This window comes from Bacillus altitudinis 41KF2b (assembly GCF_000691145.1).
Taxonomy (GTDB): domain Bacteria; phylum Bacillota; class Bacilli; order Bacillales; family Bacillaceae; genus Bacillus; species Bacillus altitudinis.
In genome coordinates this window covers 724191-740772 of the sequence record NZ_ASJC01000001.1, presented here as the reverse complement: position 1 = coordinate 740772, position 16582 = coordinate 724191, and the positions used below count along the sequence as shown (strand labels likewise).

Annotated in this window: 16 protein-coding genes; 10 read left to right on the top strand and 6 right to left on the bottom strand. The window is 38.4% G+C overall.

Annotated features, from left to right (window positions below; all coding sequences use genetic code 11):
• Positions 1-20: 20 nt before the first annotated feature.
• The 6 genes from BA79_RS03780 (at position 21) to arsC (ending at position 4835) form a co-directional block, all read left to right on the top strand.
• Positions 21-641 (top strand): FMN-dependent NADH-azoreductase, encoded by a 621-nt coding sequence (locus BA79_RS03780; protein WP_025207412.1) that lies wholly within the window; start codon positions 21-23, stop codon positions 639-641.
• 126 nt (positions 642-767) lie between these two features.
• Positions 768-1481 (top strand): DsbA family oxidoreductase, encoded by a 714-nt coding sequence (locus BA79_RS03775; RefSeq protein WP_035391913.1) that lies wholly within the window; start codon positions 768-770, stop codon positions 1479-1481.
• A gap of 107 nt (positions 1482-1588) precedes the next feature.
• Positions 1589-2041 (top strand): VOC family protein, encoded by a 453-nt coding sequence (locus BA79_RS03770; protein WP_017359572.1) that lies wholly within the window; start codon positions 1589-1591, stop codon positions 2039-2041.
• A 701-nt stretch (positions 2042-2742) separates the two neighbouring features.
• Entirely contained in the window at positions 2743-3090 is a 348-nt protein-coding gene (aseR, locus tag BA79_RS03765) for a metal-responsive transcriptional regulator AseR (RefSeq protein WP_025207408.1), read from the top strand.
• Positions 3091-3102: 12 nt separating this feature from the next.
• Positions 3103-4401, top strand: a complete 1299-nt coding sequence (locus BA79_RS03760) for an arsenical efflux pump membrane protein ArsB (protein WP_035700960.1) — start codon at positions 3103-3105, stop codon at positions 4399-4401.
• Between the two features lie 14 nt (positions 4402-4415).
• Positions 4416-4835, top strand: a complete 420-nt coding sequence (gene arsC / locus BA79_RS03755; protein ID WP_035700958.1) for an arsenate reductase (thioredoxin) — start codon at positions 4416-4418, stop codon at positions 4833-4835.
• Between the two features lie 63 nt (positions 4836-4898).
• Here the strand turns inward: arsC and BA79_RS03750 are convergent, their stop codons facing one another.
• Positions 4899-6236, bottom strand: coding sequence for a TrkH family potassium uptake protein (locus BA79_RS03750; RefSeq protein WP_035700955.1), 1338 nt, complete (start codon positions 6234-6236; stop codon positions 4899-4901).
• A 130-nt stretch (positions 6237-6366) separates the two neighbouring features.
• Between BA79_RS03750 and BA79_RS03745 the strand changes: the two genes are divergently transcribed.
• Positions 6367-7032, top strand: a complete 666-nt coding sequence (locus tag BA79_RS03745; RefSeq protein ID WP_035700953.1) for a potassium channel family protein — start codon at positions 6367-6369, stop codon at positions 7030-7032.
• 284 nt (positions 7033-7316) lie between these two features.
• On the opposite strand, the gene BA79_RS03740 is transcribed toward BA79_RS03745, so the two are convergent.
• The 3 genes from BA79_RS03740 to BA79_RS03730 all read right to left on the bottom strand — a co-directional run bounded on the left by BA79_RS03740 (position 7317) and on the right by BA79_RS03730 (position 10156).
• Complete coding sequence (locus BA79_RS03740) at positions 7317-7946, bottom strand: DUF421 domain-containing protein (RefSeq protein WP_345917538.1); 630 nt, start codon at positions 7944-7946, stop codon at positions 7317-7319.
• A gap of 489 nt (positions 7947-8435) precedes the next feature.
• Positions 8436-8990 (bottom strand): sugar O-acetyltransferase, encoded by a 555-nt coding sequence (locus BA79_RS03735; RefSeq protein WP_035700951.1) that lies wholly within the window; start codon positions 8988-8990, stop codon positions 8436-8438.
• A gap of 2 nt (positions 8991-8992) precedes the next feature.
• On the bottom strand, positions 8993-10156 hold the full coding sequence (locus tag BA79_RS03730) for an isocitrate/isopropylmalate dehydrogenase family protein (RefSeq protein WP_035700948.1): 1164 nt from the start codon (positions 10154-10156) through the stop codon (positions 8993-8995).
• Between the two features lie 77 nt (positions 10157-10233).
• On the opposite strand from BA79_RS03730, the gene BA79_RS03725 reads away from it, so the two are divergent.
• The 3 genes from BA79_RS03725 to BA79_RS19795 all read left to right on the top strand — a co-directional run bounded on the left by BA79_RS03725 (position 10234) and on the right by BA79_RS19795 (position 12104).
• Positions 10234-11406: an MFS transporter gene (locus BA79_RS03725; RefSeq protein ID WP_035700946.1), complete on the top strand. Its 1173-nt coding sequence runs from the start codon at positions 10234-10236 to the stop codon at positions 11404-11406.
• 195 nt (positions 11407-11601) lie between these two features.
• Positions 11602-11949 carry a hypothetical protein gene (locus BA79_RS03720; RefSeq protein ID WP_008343786.1) on the top strand — a complete coding sequence of 116 codons (348 nt, stop codon included), beginning with the start codon at positions 11602-11604 and terminating at the stop codon, positions 11947-11949.
• Between the two features lie 29 nt (positions 11950-11978).
• On the top strand, positions 11979-12104 hold the full coding sequence (locus BA79_RS19795) for a hypothetical protein (RefSeq protein ID WP_008343787.1): 126 nt from the start codon (positions 11979-11981) through the stop codon (positions 12102-12104).
• Positions 12105-12157: 53 nt separating this feature from the next.
• On the opposite strand, the gene parC is transcribed toward BA79_RS19795, so the two are convergent.
• Both parC and parE read right to left on the bottom strand, forming a co-directional pair.
• Positions 12158-14599: a DNA topoisomerase IV subunit A gene (gene parC / locus BA79_RS03715; RefSeq protein ID WP_035391924.1), complete on the bottom strand. Its 2442-nt coding sequence runs from the start codon at positions 14597-14599 to the stop codon at positions 12158-12160.
• Positions 14600-14601: 2 nt separating this feature from the next.
• Positions 14602-16569 carry a DNA topoisomerase IV subunit B gene (parE, locus tag BA79_RS03710; protein WP_025207402.1) on the bottom strand — a complete coding sequence of 656 codons (1968 nt, stop codon included), beginning with the start codon at positions 16567-16569 and terminating at the stop codon, positions 14602-14604.
• Positions 16570-16582: the final 13 nt, after the last annotated feature.

Genomic DNA, 16582 nt, shown 5'->3' with positions numbered 1-16582 from the left:
ATCATAAAGGGGAAATGATCATGTCAAAAGTATTATTTGTTAAAGGAACACCTCAAAGTGAGGAACAATCAAGAAGTACGCAAGTTGCTAGAGCATTTATCACTGAATATAAGAAAGTAAATCCAACGGATGAAATAATAGAAGTAGATGTCTATTATGCAAATGTGCCATTAATCGATGCTGATTTTTTAACTGGACAAAAGAAGTTAAGAAGTGGGGAAGTGCTAACAGATGTTGAATCACAAAAAATAGAAGCAGTGAATGCATTCACAAAGCAATTTATGGAAGCAGATAAATATATCATTCAGTCTTCAATGTGGAATTTAGGAATCCAACCTTTATTAAAAGCCTATTTTGATACAATCATGAGTGCTGGAAAAACGTTTAAATATACATCAGAAGGTCCAGAAGGATTGATGAAAGGGAAAAAAGCAATCCATATTCATGGTATGGGAGGATTTTATTCGCAGGCAATTGGAATGGAACATTCCGATTCTTACGTAAGAGGTGCGCTGAAGTTTGTTGGAATTGAAGTGGAACCAACGATTTTTGTTGAAGGTATTGACTATGATCCAACTAAAGAAGAAGAAATTGTTACTTCAACAATTGAAAAAGCAAAAACGGTAGCACGAACGTTTTAAAAAAGAGCATTGGTGGGATTAGTTAAAAAGATTTTAATTAACATCATCCCACCTCGCACGTTCAAAAGCGTAATAAAGAAGAATAGACAAAATACATTCATTAAAATCATAAAGGGGGAACATAGGATGAAAGTAGAAATTTGGTCTGATTTTGTTTGCCCGTTTTGTTATATTGGCAAACGTCAATTTGAAATAGGGTTAGAACAGTTTGAACATAAAGAAGAGGTCGAAGTCTTATTTCGACATTTTCAATTAGATCCATATGCGAAAAAAAATACAGGAATGGATATCCATCAAGTATTATCCTCTAAGCATGGTGTCCCATATGAAAAAGCAAAAGTACTGAACAATCAATTGAAACAGAAAGCAAAAGAGGTTGGGTTAGATTATCAATTTGATACAATGATTCCTACGAATTCATATGATGCACTTCGTCTTTCTTATTATGCAAAAGAGAAAGGGAAGATTCGGGAGTTTATGGAACGTATTTTGAAAGCTCATTTCACAGATTCACTAGATATCGGTGATCACGCAACACTTGCTCAACTTTCAAGTGAAATAGGTCTTGATGGCAACGAAGCTTTGGATGTTTTATCAAATGATCAATATAGCGAGAATATCGCAGCTGATAGAGCCGAGGGATCTAAAATTGGGATTCAGGGCGTGCCCTTTTACGTTGTGAATGATAAATATGTCATCTCAGGAGCACAACCTAGCGAAGTGTTTTTAGAAACATTACAACAGGTATGGAAAGAAGAGTACGGGAATCGTAAGGTTGAAGAGCATAAATTAGAGTCGTCGCTCGATGAATATTGTTCAGATGGAACATGTAAATTTTAATGGATATTCAAAAAAGATATAGAAATCACAAAAGATTGATATAGCTACTTTAAATACCACTTTATAATGAAACATTTACTTCCAAAAAATCAAAGGGGTTTAGCGATATGAAAAATACAATTTTCCAAGGCACAATCGAGCATTCAGGATTTGTAGTACCCGATATCGAAGTAGCAGTTGAATTCTTCACTCATATTTTGGGTTTTGAAGTCTTGTTCCGGCCAGGACGGATGCAGTTTGAGGACGATAGTTTAAAAAGATACTTTGGGGTTCACGAACATTCAGTTGTAGAAGGGGCGGCATTTTTGCAATATGGCGGTAGAAAGATCGAACTGGTTCAATGGTCGACGCCAGATCAACAGAATGTTCACCTAAAACCCAGTGATATCGGTGTAGCCCATCTAGCTATTACAGTCACCAATATAGAAGAGGCTTTAAAATATTTTGCAGAACAGTCTGATGTTAAAGTTAGAGAGCTGAGCCCTCTTGGATTTTTCTATATCACAACTTCATGGGGAATGGAGATTCAAATAATGGAATTACCCCAAAAACCTTTATGACCTATCTAATTTGTACCAAGACAAGAACAAGGGTCCTTTAATTAGTTGAAACAATAACTGTATCTTTATTAATGGACCCTCTTTCTCCTTCTGATCAAAGGACATCAAGAAGGGTCCTTCCCATCTAGTCTAGTTGACCTCTTGCAGGCAATTGATCATTGTTTTCTCCTCTTAATACCTCACTAATATCCTGCTTTCTTAAAATCCATATCATTTCTGTGCTTTTTGATGTCTCTTTTAGCTTTGGCAGCTCGAGCAAAGTGTTAACAGCAGAATGCCCAATGCCAACTACTGCAATTCTGATACCGAGTCAGATCGCGATTTAAAATATCAGGAATACCATTCGATTGTTCATTTTCTGTCATAATCCCTTCAGCATTTATTGGGTTATGGTTTTTCCACGTACCAGTGGGCATGTATAACCGCCTTTGCCTCGTAAGTTTTTTCTTCTTGATTATTTAATTTCACTCGAATGATAAAAGGCACAAGATCTCTGTCTTTTGTTTTTATCAACACATTTTTGCCAATTAGGAGAACTGGGCTATTTAAATAAATATGTGGTTTCATTTGAAGAAGAGAAGTCGGTATTTAAATCAATCATTTTCACACGAATCAATTTTTGTTTGAATTCATATAATCAATTGATTATATAAGTTTTCAGTTATATACTATTGAAGGAGTTGAAAAGAGGGGGAATCATTGTGACTACAGATGTTTCAATTGGTGTGACACATATGTCGAATTGTTTAAAAACACTCAGTGATCAAACAAGACTGATCATGATGAAATTGTTTTTGGAGAAAGAATATTGTGTTTGTGAACTGGTAGATATGTTCGAAATGAGTCAACCAGCGATTAGTCAGCATCTACGAAAATTAAAAAAAGCTGGATTTGTTCATGAGAACAGAAAAGGGCAGTGGCGTTATTATTCAATCAATACACTGTCTCCAGAATTTGAGACGATTCGGATCATCTTAAATCAAATTGATAAAGAAGATGACCTTTTAAAAAGTATACAACATAAAGCAACAAACATTTCTTGTTCGTAAGGAGGGATGGGTTTGAGTTTTGCCGTTTTATCATTAATCATATTTTTGTTCACTTTGGTACTGGTTATTTGGCAGCCAAAAAATTTATCCATAGGGTGGTCCGCTTGTGGAGGAGCTATTTTAGCATTAATCGTAGGTGTTGTGAATGTAAACGATGTGATCACCGTGACAGGCATTGTTTGGAATGCGACTTTAGCTTTTGTCGCCATTATCGTCATTTCACTCATCCTTGATCGAATCGGCTTTTTTGAATGGGCAGCATTGCATATGGCAAAGGCTGCAAAAGGCAGTGGGCTACGTATGTTTGTGTATGTGACCATCCTTGGGGCAATCGTCGCTGCTTTATTTGCAAACGATGGTGCAGCACTTATTTTGACACCCATTGTTTTAGCCATGGTCAGAGCATTACACTTCAATGAAAAAATAGTATTCCCTTTTATTATCGCAAGTGGGTTTATTGCAGATACAACATCGCTTCCACTTGTCGTAAGTAATTTGGTGAACATTGTAACAGCCGACTATTTCAACATTACGTTTATTGAATATGCATCCAGAATGGTTGTTCCAAACCTTTTTTCATTGCTAGCGAGTATCACTGTGCTGTACCTTTTCTTTAGAAAGAGTATACCAAAACGCTATGATATGACTGAGTTAAAGCAACCTAGGGAAGCAATAAAAGATCCAAAGATGTTTAGATTATCTTGGTATATATTAGCTTTTTTGTTGATTGGTTATTTTGCAAGCGAATTTTTATCTATACCTGTATCGGTCATAGCTGGAGTGATTGCCATTTTATTCTTGGTCATTGCACAAAAAAGCCCTGCTGTTCAAACAAAAAGCGTTCTAAAAGAAGCTCCCTGGGCGATCGTTTTCTTTTCCATAGGTATGTACGTTGTTGTCTATGGCATGCGAAATGCAGGGCTTACTGATGCTCTTTCAAGCGTGATTCAAGCTGTAGCAGATCAAGGTTTATTGGCAGGGACTCTTGGTATGGGATTTATCGCAGCGATTCTTTCATCTGTCATGAATAATATGCCGACGGTCATGATCGATGCATTAGCCATTTCCGGCACCGATACACAAGGAATGATGAGAGAAGCGTTAATATACGCAAATGTCATTGGTTCTGATTTAGGACCGAAAATTACGCCCATTGGCTCCTTAGCAACACTACTATGGCTCCACGTCCTTTCTCAAAAAGGTGTGAAGATTTCCTGGGGGACATATTTCAAAATAGGGGTCATTTTAACTGTACCAACACTATTCATCACACTTTTAGCGTTGTATTTCTGGCTAATGATTATACATTAAAGGAGACGATCAACATGTCAAAGAAAACAATTTACTTTTTATGTACCGGTAATTCTTGCCGCAGTCAAATGGCTGAAGGTTGGGCTAAAAAGCATCTTGGAGATGAGTGGAAGGTCTATAGCGCTGGTATTGAAGCTCATGGATTAAATCCGAATGCTGTAAAAGCAATGAAAGAAATAGCGATTGATATTTCTCATCAAACGTCTGACCTGATTGATCAGAAGATATTGCATCACGCTGACTTAGTCGTAACATTATGCGGTGACGCAGCTGATAAATGCCCGATGACTCCTCCTCATGTCGAACGTGTCCATTGGGGCTTTGATGATCCAGCAAAAGCAGAAGGAACAGAAGAAGAGAAGTGGTCATTTTTCCAAAGGGTAAGAGATGAAATTGGAGATCGATTGAAACAGTTTGCTGAGACTGGAAAGTAACTTCTTGTAATGAAAAATGGATTCACCTTCAGCATGGTGAATCCATTAAAGTTTATTTTAACTTTAACCGACAAATACTTCTCCCTCAGGATAACGTATTGGGCTTCTCGTTCGTTTCATAAAGATAAATACGATGGTGAGAGAACCTACTCTACCAATAAACATAAGGATCGCCAGAATAACCTTACCTAAAAACGTTAAATCCGGAGTCAACCCCATTGAAAGACCTACCGTACCAAATGCTGAGAAAGTTTCAAAGACAATATCAATAAAAGGAGCTTTTTCAGTCATAGTCAATAAAAAAATAGTGATAAACACAAAACATAAACTGATAAAACTAATAGATAATGCCTTAATAACTACATCATGTTTTATTGTACGTCTATAGATAACCGGTTCTTTATTCCCTTTCAGAAAATGCAGGACAGAGATCAAAATGATCATCATCGTTGTTAACTTAATTCCGCTTCCTGTGGACGCACTTCCCGCACCAATAAACATAAGAAGCATCATAAGAGTTAAAGAGCTTTCATGCATATGTGCTATATCAATCGAATTAAAACCTGCAGTTCTTGGTGTTACAGCTTGAAAATAAGAGGCCCAAAATTTATCAAGAAGATTCATAGAACCTAGAGTATGGGGGTTTCCAAATTCCATTAAAAAGATGAGTAAAAGCGCAACACCATTTGTTATGAGGGTTCCTATGATCATCAGTTTCGAATGGATTGATAACAATTTAAATCTCCGCTTATTCCAAATGTCAAATATCACTGTAAATCCAAGACCACCAATGATAAACAGGAAGGTGATGGTCAAATTAATCAGTGGATCATGTACATAGTCCATCAAACTATTTGAAAAAAGAGAAAAACCAGCGTTATTAAAAGCAGAAATGGCATGAAATAAACTGATGTACATCCCTTTAAAAAAACCATATTCCGGTATCCACCGAAATGATAATATACACGTAGCCATTAACTCGAATGTTATTGAAAAGATAAACAAAACCTTTATAAGACGTACAATACCACCTATATTTGTCAGATTAAAAGCCTCTTGAACCAATAATCTCTCTCGTAAACCTACCTTTTTACCAAATAACAAAATGACCATGACAGCTAAAGTTAGAAAACCAAGCCCACCAATTTGTATCATCAGCATAATGATAATTTGTCCGAATAAAGTAAAGGTTGTTCCAGTATCAACCACAGCTAAACCTGTAACCGTTGTAGCGGAAACAGCTGTGAAGAAAGCATCAATGATTGAGATGGATTCAACAGTGGAGATTGGTAGAGTTAAAATAAATGCCCCTATCACTATGACCGTCAAAAATCCAAACAATAAAATTTGAGGAGGCGTTAATTTTACTGGTTTTTTAAAAAAATGATCGTATTTAAACATTTCCTATCCTACTTTCACTCACTTGAAATTTTAATGTTATTATATAACGAATAGGGATAGGAATGTTTATCTCTGATGTTTTTATTTAAATAGAGAAAAGATTTGATAGACAACAAAAGGAGTCATTAAAATGCCAAAAAAAGAATTTGCTGTTATCGGGTTAGGTCGTTTCGGGGGAAGTATATGTAAAGCATTAAGTGAAGAGGGACTTGAAGTGCTAGCTATAGATCTAAATGAAGATCGTGTAAACGAATATGCGCAAATCGCTTCGCATGCAGTCATTGGCGATTCAACAGATGAAGCCGTATTGAAAAACTTAGGAATGCGAAACTTTGATCATGTCATAGTGGCTATAGGTGAAAACATCCAGGCTAGTATTTTAACAACCATTATATTAAAGGAACTTGGTGTTAAGCTGGTAACGGTAAAAGCACAAAACGACTACCATGAAAAGTTACTAAATAAAATTGGGGCCGATCGAGTTGTTCATCCAGAAAGAGATATGGGGAAAAGAATCGCGCATAAAATCATTACAAATAATGTCATCGAATACTTGGAGTTATCTGATGAATATGGACTAATTGAGGTTGAAGCAAACGGCCATTTAGAAAATCAGTCATTACTTGACCTTGATATTAGAGCAAGATATCAAATCAATATTGTAGCTATCAAACGAGGGAAAGAAGTGATTATTTCCCCGCTTGCTCATGAACAAATTCAGAAAAACGATATCTTAATTGTAATTGGAGCAATGAAAGATATCGCTCGTTTTGAAAGAAATGAATTACAAGGTTAATGATCACCCTAATTCCAATACATCTGTGAACGGGGCGATGGAGTTCGCCTAAAGCCTATTTGGAGGACTTATGATGTCGTAGCATACGACATTGCACATCGCTCTTTTAAACGTTTACAGGGTGAAGGGGAGTGATGATTAATTGCTATTGGAGAATTTCTACAAGCAGTACTGGATATACAAAAAAGTGAGACTAATGATTTATCTCCGGCTTAAAGGATTTGTGGTGACTATTTAATGATACGTGCAATTCATGGTTCGCATTAACAGATGCATAAAAAATATCACCCATTTTCAGATCTTTCTTTTGTAACTCCCTGAATAAGCCACTGTTCATTTAAATGTAATTGAGTGAGAATCTGATTTTCTATGTTACCTTCAATAATAACAGGATAAGCAATATTATCAGATGCTTTTTTAATTCCTAAATCCTCTGCAGTAATAGTCAATTTATGTGGTTTTTTAAAAGCTGTTAGTTTCCCATTTGGTTCGATTAAAGCTATCTCTACATCATTTACATCAAAAATATCTTTTTCTCTTAACATTTGTAAGACATTATCTAAGGAATATCGGATTTTTTTTAAATTTCCTACAATAAAAACACCATTTCGGATAACAATAGTTGGTTCAAATGTTATCATTCGTTCAAAAGCTCGGTGTTTTAATTTCAATTTTGATACAATAATTTGTAAGACCCCTATAGCTATTATTGTTAAAAATGTATACACATGAGGAATATCCGGATCAGCGATATCTGCCCCTGCCACAGCACCAAGTACAATAATGATCAAGAAATCAAATACAGGCACTTCTCCGATGGCCCGTTTTCCCATAAACAATGTCATAATTAAAAGACAGGGGATGATAGTAATGATCCTTCCATACACCTTTAAGATTTCCATTAATGTTTCCATTATTTATTATCACCATTGTATCTAAGCCCCAATTCTCTAGTAGATGAGGCGATATTTGGAATGATCAATTTGTTTTTCATCTTCAATCACTCAACAACCTTTCTTAACTTTTTGGATAATGGTAAGGAGAGTTCTTATTTTATGGTTAGAACGTTTTTTTATCATGGTAAATTGATACAGATTTTCATGTAAATAAACTTTGATAATGAAGACCACTGATGGGAGGAAAGAACATGATTGAATTTTTGTCATAGAGACAAGGGAGCTGTTCAAGCAAGTAAAAGACGTAATTATCATTGGAAACATGTATAGAAAGATGGGTATAAAATAATTGATCTAAATTCACCTTTATATTTTCTTTTTAGTTTACATAATATATATTCTAGGAAGTTAAACAACAATTGAATTTTCTTTGTCTCATTATTAAGTATACTTATCTTATTGAGATAAAATAAAAAATGAAAATCCAACGGTTGATTCGTCAGATTTTCATTCCTCTAAATGTTTTAAGATTTTTGCAGGATTCCCGCCAACAATCACATTTGACGGAACATCTTTTGTCACAACGGATCCTGATGCAATGACAGCATAATCTCCGATTGTCACACCTGGATTGATAATGGCACCGCCGCCAATCCATACATGATGTCCAATTGTAACTGGTTTGCCGAATTCAATACCTGTTTGACGTTCTTCCGGATTTAACGGATGTCCAGCTGTATATATATGTACATTCGGACCTAACAAACAATGATCTCCAATTGTAATCTTGCAAACATCTAATAACACAGCATCAAAATTCGCAAAAAAATGCTCACCAACCTCGATATTGTATCCATAATCACATTGTATTCTGCCTTCAAACACCACATCTTCTCCGCAAGCGCCTAAAAGCTCCTTTAAAATGGCCATTCTCTGTGATGGCTCATTTGTTTGCTGATAGGCAAATGTCAATTGTCGCGCTTTTGCTCGATCTGCCATCAATGTGTGGTCATTTGGGTGATAGTATTCTCCCTTGATCATCTTTTCTTTTTCTGTTTTCATGTTCATCTCCCTTTTATTGAAACTTCATTCATCGTTTGAATGAATGCCTCGGTGAATTGTGTCGTCGTCTCATTTCCTCCTAAATCCTTCGTTTTCAAGTTCTTTTTTAAGGTCTCACCAAGAGTATGTTCGATCAGACTGGCTGTCTGTTTTAATCTTTCATCTTGATATTTCACATGTAGCCAGTTACAAAGCATCACTGTAGAAAGAATCATGCCCATTGGATTGGCGATATTTTGACCAGCAATATCCGGTGCAGAACCATGTGCCGCCTGTGCCATCGCTTGATTTTCGTTACAATTTAATGAGGGTGCCATTCCTAAACTGCCGACTAGTTCCCCTGCAAGATCAGATAATATGTCGCCAAACATATTTTCTGTCACAATCACATCAAAATCACCTGCACGTCTCACTAAATGAGCAGCCATCGCATCAATATGAATATCCTCAACCTCCACTTGCGGATATGCTTTCGCTACCTCTTGACATGTTCGTAAAAACAAGCCAGATCCTAATTTGATCACGTTCGCTTTATGAACAATGGTGACTTTCCCCCTCCTCTCCACTGCACGTTGAAAGGCTGCGTGGGCAATACGGGTAATTGCTTTTTTTGTAAACACACCTGTAGATATGGCGACATCTGGTGTAATCATCCACTCTCCTGTCCCCTGATACATATTCCGGTCTGGATAAAAGCCTTCTGTATTTTCTCGAAAAATGACAAGGTCGACACCACTGGCAACGCTTTTCACACCTGGCAGCGATTGCGATGGACGAATATTTGCAAATAAATCAAATGTATGACGCAGTTCTCCACTTGGATTTCTTCTTTCTTTCAATAGATCAGGATATGAAGCTGAATCATGAGGTCCTAATATCCAGCCATGGCATTTTTTCAAGACGGCTATTGTAGATGCTGGCACTGGATCTTGATGAGAATGAATGGCTTCAGCACCGATAGGACACTCTACAAATTCCACAAATGGTTCATTGAACTGTGACAGCGCTGTCTTTAAAATACGCATACTAGAATTAACAATTTCCGGTCCAATCCCGTCTCCCTTTAAAACACCTATTCGATATGACATATGTATCGCCCCTTTTGTCTTTATTCTATCAAAGAATGATGAAGTTGGAATATTTTCTTCATGATGATCCTCCCTCATGTTATTTACGAATCAGGAAGTCTCATTTATAATCGAGTAGATTTGTTCTGTATGACTACATAGATATGAGGGATTAGATGAAATTAAAGTGGTATAAAGCGATCATTGTTATTTTTACGATGTCTGGGATCTCCATCTCCACTTGGTTTTCAAGAACACCAGAAGTGAGAGATTTGTTGCAAGCAGATACAGGCACAATGGGACTCATTTTACTCGGCCTATCTGTAGGTTCCATTGTCGGGCTGATTCTTTCCAATGTATTCGTTCGCAAAAAAGGCGGCCGAGTGGCGATTGTGGTCAGCGCTTTTTTGATGTTTATTGGATTCTCAACCCTTGCAATCGGCGCCGCCCTCTCTTCTACGCTAATTGTCACTGCTGGTCTTTTTCTTTTTGGTTCAGGCTCAGGTATGTGCAATGTAGCCATGAACTTAGAAGGAACGGAGATTGAGTATCAGATCAAGAGAACGATCCTGCCGATTTTGCATGCTTCTTTCAGTATTGGAACGTTAATTGGTGCAGGTGCCGGAATTCTCTTTATTTATTTAGGTGTGTCTGTCCTCATTCACCTTCTCACCATTGCACTCCTTTTCTTTCTCAGTATCCTGATTTGTACACGGTTTATTCCGCACGGGACAGGAAAAGATTCGGATGAGACGCAGACAGAATCAGTTGAGGCTTCTCAAACATCATGGCTGAACAAACGGACGATCTCATTAGCGATGATTGCCTTATGTCTCGCATTTGTAGAAGGTTCTGCAAATGATTGGATTCCACTAGCAATGGTTGATGGCTATCAGGTTTCTCATTCAATGAGTACGGTCATCTATGCATTATTTTTGTGCGGGATGATTAGTGGCAGATTACTGAGCGGACGTTTCATTGATCGCTTTGGCAGGGTGCTGTTGCTAAGAGTCGCGATCTTATCTGCTGCCGCCGGACTATTCTTGGTGATTTTAAAGATTTCACTCGTCGTGTGTATGATATCTATCTTTTTATGGGGACTTGGCGCGTCCTTAGGCTTCCCGCTGACCATTTCAGCAGCTGGTGATGATAGCCGCTATGCTGTCAAACGTGTCAGTATCGTCACTTTATCTGGGTATACAGCCTCTCTATCAGGGCCCCCTGTTTTAGGACTGCTCGCCAATCAAGTCGGTCTGCTTCATGCGTTTATTTTTGTTCTGTTTGCCATTTGTATTGCAGGAATCTTTACAAAAGCTGTTGCAAAACCGACATCAATACATTCTTTTTGACAAGTGCCAGATCTTTGATCTCGGTACTTTTTTTAAATTTAATAAATAAAATTGAAACCTTTCATGAAGTGAAACAGTCCTATAGATGTCTTGATGTTTAGCGCTTTTTTAAAGAGGGAAAGTAAAAAAATAAGACTTTTCAAATAACTGAAAACGTGGTAAGATCATGAAAATAAACAGGAAGGGGTGAGAAAAATGAAAAAAAATATGCTGTTAAAATTAGCAGTCTTATTCATAGCACTTGCAAGTTTTCATTTGTTCTCAATGCCTCATTCCGTTCAGGTATACCATCATGCAAAGGTGGTTGCTGATCAAGAATCACATGAAATGAAAATCGTTCAGACAGCAGGCGATGAAAAGAAACAAAAACATGTGAACGCAGTATTTGCGGCATTTACAGCACTGCTAGTCATTGGCAGTATGGCAGCTGGATTTGCACGCATCACTTATACTGATCGATTTGACCGGAAAAAGAAGCATTTACTTGCAGTGTTCTACCAGTCTTCGAATTTCCGAGTAGCTCGTGTTAACCCAACCATTTAAATCAAACAAAAATTGGGAGGTTTTACACGATGTTATTTTTCTTAAGAGTATTCATTCTAGGTCTGTTCTCTGTCACTTCACTTTCTCTTTTCGTTTACCAAGGAATTGAAGTAGTGCATGCCATCACAAGCATGTTTGGCAATCACGAGAGTTAAATTGACCTCATCATAAAAAACCCCCTGCCTTACGCAGGGGGTTTTCATTTTGCTTATTTATTGTCATCTTGGTCAGATGCAGCAGGTGATAAAAGAACTTGAGTTACTTCTCCCTGCTCTTCCTCATCTAAAATAAACGATCCATTGCTATAACGATCATTTGCTCTTAGTGTGGAAATATCGAGCGGGATCGTGGCACCCTTTTCCGTATCAATCTCAAGTGTATCGTGCAGTGAAGCAGCAATCACAGCAACAATTCTGTGAGGGTTTTTCTTTAATTCTCTTAGCATGATCACTCCACGTTTTGCTCTTGATGTCTTATCAAATTCAGAGAGGTTCATCCGCTTCACAGCACCTCTTTGTGTCGTGAGAACAAGCACATTGTTCTTCGGATCAATCATTTGTCCAGAGACCACCTCGTCTCCGTCCTTTAAATTGATGCCTTTCACACCAGCCGCTCTCGGACCGACCACACTCACTTCTTCTTCATCAAACCATAATCCATAGCCATTTTTCGTTGCAATAAACAATTCTTGCTGACCTGTTGTGACATGAACATCTACAAGTTCATCATCACCTTTTAAATTCAAGGCGACAAGCGGTTTTGAATAGCGCTGCGCTTTATATTGGAGAAGCTCTGTTTTCTTCACCATACCGCCTTTTGTGAAGAACAAGAGATACGATGATTCATCGAATTCTTTAATTGGGATCGCTTTTTGAATGGATTCATCGCGATCAATCGAAATAATATTCGTAATATGCTGCCCCATGTCTTTCCAGCGTATATCTGGCAGCTGATGAACTGGACAGTAAATATAGCTCCCTTTATTCGTAAAGAGCAGAAGAACATCTGTTGTATTCATTTCAAACTGGTGAATCAGTCGGTCTGTATCCTTCATACCGAAGTCCTTACCGTTTGATGCAGCATAGGAACGCTGGCTTGTCCGTTTGATGTATCCATCTTTTGTGACTGTGACGTACACGTCCTCTGATGCGATCATCACTTCAAGGTTAATCTTAATTTCTTCAATTTTTTCCTCAATAACAGATCGTCTTTCATCAGCATACGTCTTTTTCAACTTCTTCAAGTTGTTCGTAATGACTTTAAACAGCTTTTTCTCATTCGCTAAAATGTCTTCAAGTTCTGCAATTCGCACGTCAAGCTCTCTTGCTTCGTCTCTTAGTTGAGTGATATCTGTATTTGTTAAACGATATAACTGGAGAGAAACAATCGCTTCTGATTGTGCTTCTGTAAAATCATATTTCTCCATCAAATTGTTTTTCGCATCACGCTTATCATTAGACGAACGGATCGTCGCAATGACTTCATCTAAAATGGAAAGAGCTTTAATTAACCCATCTACAATATGATGACGTTCTTTTGCTTTTCGAAGCTCGTATGCTGAGCGGTTAGTCATCACTTCTTTTTGATGAGCAATGTAAGCGTCTAGTACAGTTGTAAGCGTCATTAAAGTCGGTCTTCTGTTATGTATCGCGACCATATTAAAGTTATAAGGGATTTGCAGATCAGAATTTTTATATAAGAAATTCAAGACACCATTCGCATCCGCTTCTTTTTTCAGCTCTACAACAATCCGAAGGCCGGTACGGTCCGTCTCATCCCGAACTTCAGAAATCCCTTCTACTTTTCTTTCAATGCGGAACTCGTCCATCTTTTTGACAAGATTGGCCTTATTCACTTCATAAGGAATTTCTGTGATCACGATTTGCTGGCGTCCACCGCGGATGGTTTCAATCTCCGCTTTTCCGCGAATCATAATCTTTCCTTTTCCTGTTTCATATGCCTTCTTAATTCCATCCACACCTTGAATGATCCCGCCTGTTGGGAAATCAGGCCCTTTGATGACTGTCATTAAATCTTCAACCGTACAATGCGGCTGTTCAATTCGCTTAATCACGCCATCAATCACTTCTCCTAGGTGGTGCGGTGGAATATCAGTCGCATAACCGGCTGAAATCCCTGTTGACCCGTTCACAAGAAGGTTGGGAAACATCGCTGGTAAGACAACAGGCTCTTTGCTTGTATCATCAAAGTTCGCGACAAATTCGACCGTCTCCTTGTCGAGGTCTTTTAAAAGCTCTGATGCAATTGCAGAAAGCCTTGCTTCCGTATAACGCATGGCAGCAGGAGGATCTCCGTCGATACTCCCGTTATTTCCATGCATCTCAATCAGCACATTTCGCACTTTCCAATCCTGGCTCATTCTCACCATTGCTTCATAAACAGAAGAATCACCATGCGGATGATAGTTACCAATGACGTTACCGACTGTTTTGGCAGCTTTACGGAAGTTTTTATCTTGTGTATTTCCTTCCGCATACATTGCATATAAAATTCTTCGTTGTACAGGCTTTAATCCATCACGTGCATCTGGAAGTGCACGATCTTGGATAATATATTTACTATAGCGACCAAAACGGTCCCCAATCACTTCTTCTAACGGTAAATCATGAAATCGTTCTTGTTGTGCCATGTTTAAACCTCCTCAGCTAGCGACAAGTTTTCATTTTCAAGAATGTTGCTTTCCTCATCAAGTCCAAAGGCGACATTCTTTTCAATCCATTTACGGCGTGGTTCTACTTTGTCACCCATCAGTGTCGTGACGCGGCGCTCCACCCGTGCAGCATCATCGATCTTCACCCTGACAAGCGTTCTCGACTCTGGATTCATTGTCGTTTCCCATAGCTGGTCGGCATTCATTTCACCTAAACCTTTATAGCGTTGAATCGTATATCCTTTTCCAACTTTCTTTAGTACATCATCCATTTCTTCATCAGACCAAGCATATTCAATGACTTCTTTCTTCCCTGAGCCTTTGCTAACTTTATATAAAGGCGGAAGGGCAATGAATACTTTGCCATGCTCAATCAGCGGCTTCATATAGCGGTAGAAGAATGTAAGCAATAGAACCTGAATATGCGCGCCATCTGTATCAGCATCTGTCATGATGACAATTTTGTCATAATTGATGTCTTCTACATTAAAATCGACACCAACCCCGCCGCCAATGGCATGGATAATGGTGTTGATTTCTTCGTTTTTGAAAATATCCGCAAGCTTTGCTTTCTCTGTATTAATGACCTTTCCTCGAAGCGGCAGCACCGCTTGGAATTTTCGATCACGTCCTTGCTTGGCTGATCCACCAGCAGAGTCGCCCTCTACTAGATACAGTTCATTTCTTGCCGGGTTTCTAGATTGAGCAGGTGTTAATTTTCCGCTGAGTGTTGCTTCAGATTTTTTCCGTTTCTTGCCGCTCCTTGCTTCTTCTCTTGCTTTTCTAGCCGCTTCTCTTGCCTGCTGCGCTTTAATCGCTTTTTTCACAAGCAGTGTCGCCGTTTCGCGGTTTTCTTCAAGAAAATAAGCCAATTTTTCAGAAATCACGGCATCAACAGCTGACCTTGCCTCACTCGTTCCAAGCTTTCCTTTTGTTTGTCCTTCAAATTGAAGAAGTTCTTCAGGAATTCTGACAGAAATAACAGCTGACAGGCCTTCACGAATATCTGTACCTTCTAAATTTTTGTCTTTTTCTTTTAAAAGGGTCACTTTGCGTGCATATTCATTAAAGGCTCTCGTCATGGCCGTTTTTGCACCAGACTCATGCGTACCGCCATCTTTGGTTCTTACGTTATTGACGAACGACAAAATATTTTCTGAATATCCGTCGTTAAATTGAAAGGCAAAATCGACTTCAATGGACTGATGTTCGCCTTCAAACGAAACGACTTCACTAAGTACATCCTTTTCCTCGTTTAAATAAGCAACGAACGCTTCAATACCTGTCTCATAATAAAAGGTTTCCTGCACATTATGGCGCTCATCAATCAGCTCTATTTTTAGCCCTTTTAATAAAAAGGCTGATTCTCTTAAACGCTCTGATAATGTATCAAAATTATAGGTGGTGACACTGAACATCGTTGGATCTGGCTTAAAATGAATCAGTGTACCGGTCTTTTTAGTTTTCCCGATTTTTTCAAGTGATGTGACTGGCTTTCCGCCATGTTCAAAGCGCTGGTGATAAATAAATCCATCGCGTTCTATCGTCACGGTGAGCCACTCTGAAAGTGCGTTCACAACGGACGCCCCAACTCCGTGAAGTCCACCACTTGTTTTATAACCACCTTGACCAAATTTTCCGCCTGCGTGCAGGACCGTTAAAATGATTTCTGGTGTCGGTTTTCCAAGCTTATGCATACCAGTAGGCATTCCGCGCCCTTTATCTTGGACGGAAATGCTGTTATCTTTATGTATTTTGACAATGATATGATCTCCATGGCCAGCGAGCACTTCATCGACAGAGTTATCTACAATCTCATAGACAAGGTGATGAAGACCGCGTGAATCCGTCGATCCAATATACATCCCTGGGCGTTTACGGACGGCTTCAAGCCCCTCTAGCACCTGAATAGAATCATCGTTATAATCTACTTGCTGCTTTTTAACCAAATGCTTAATCCCC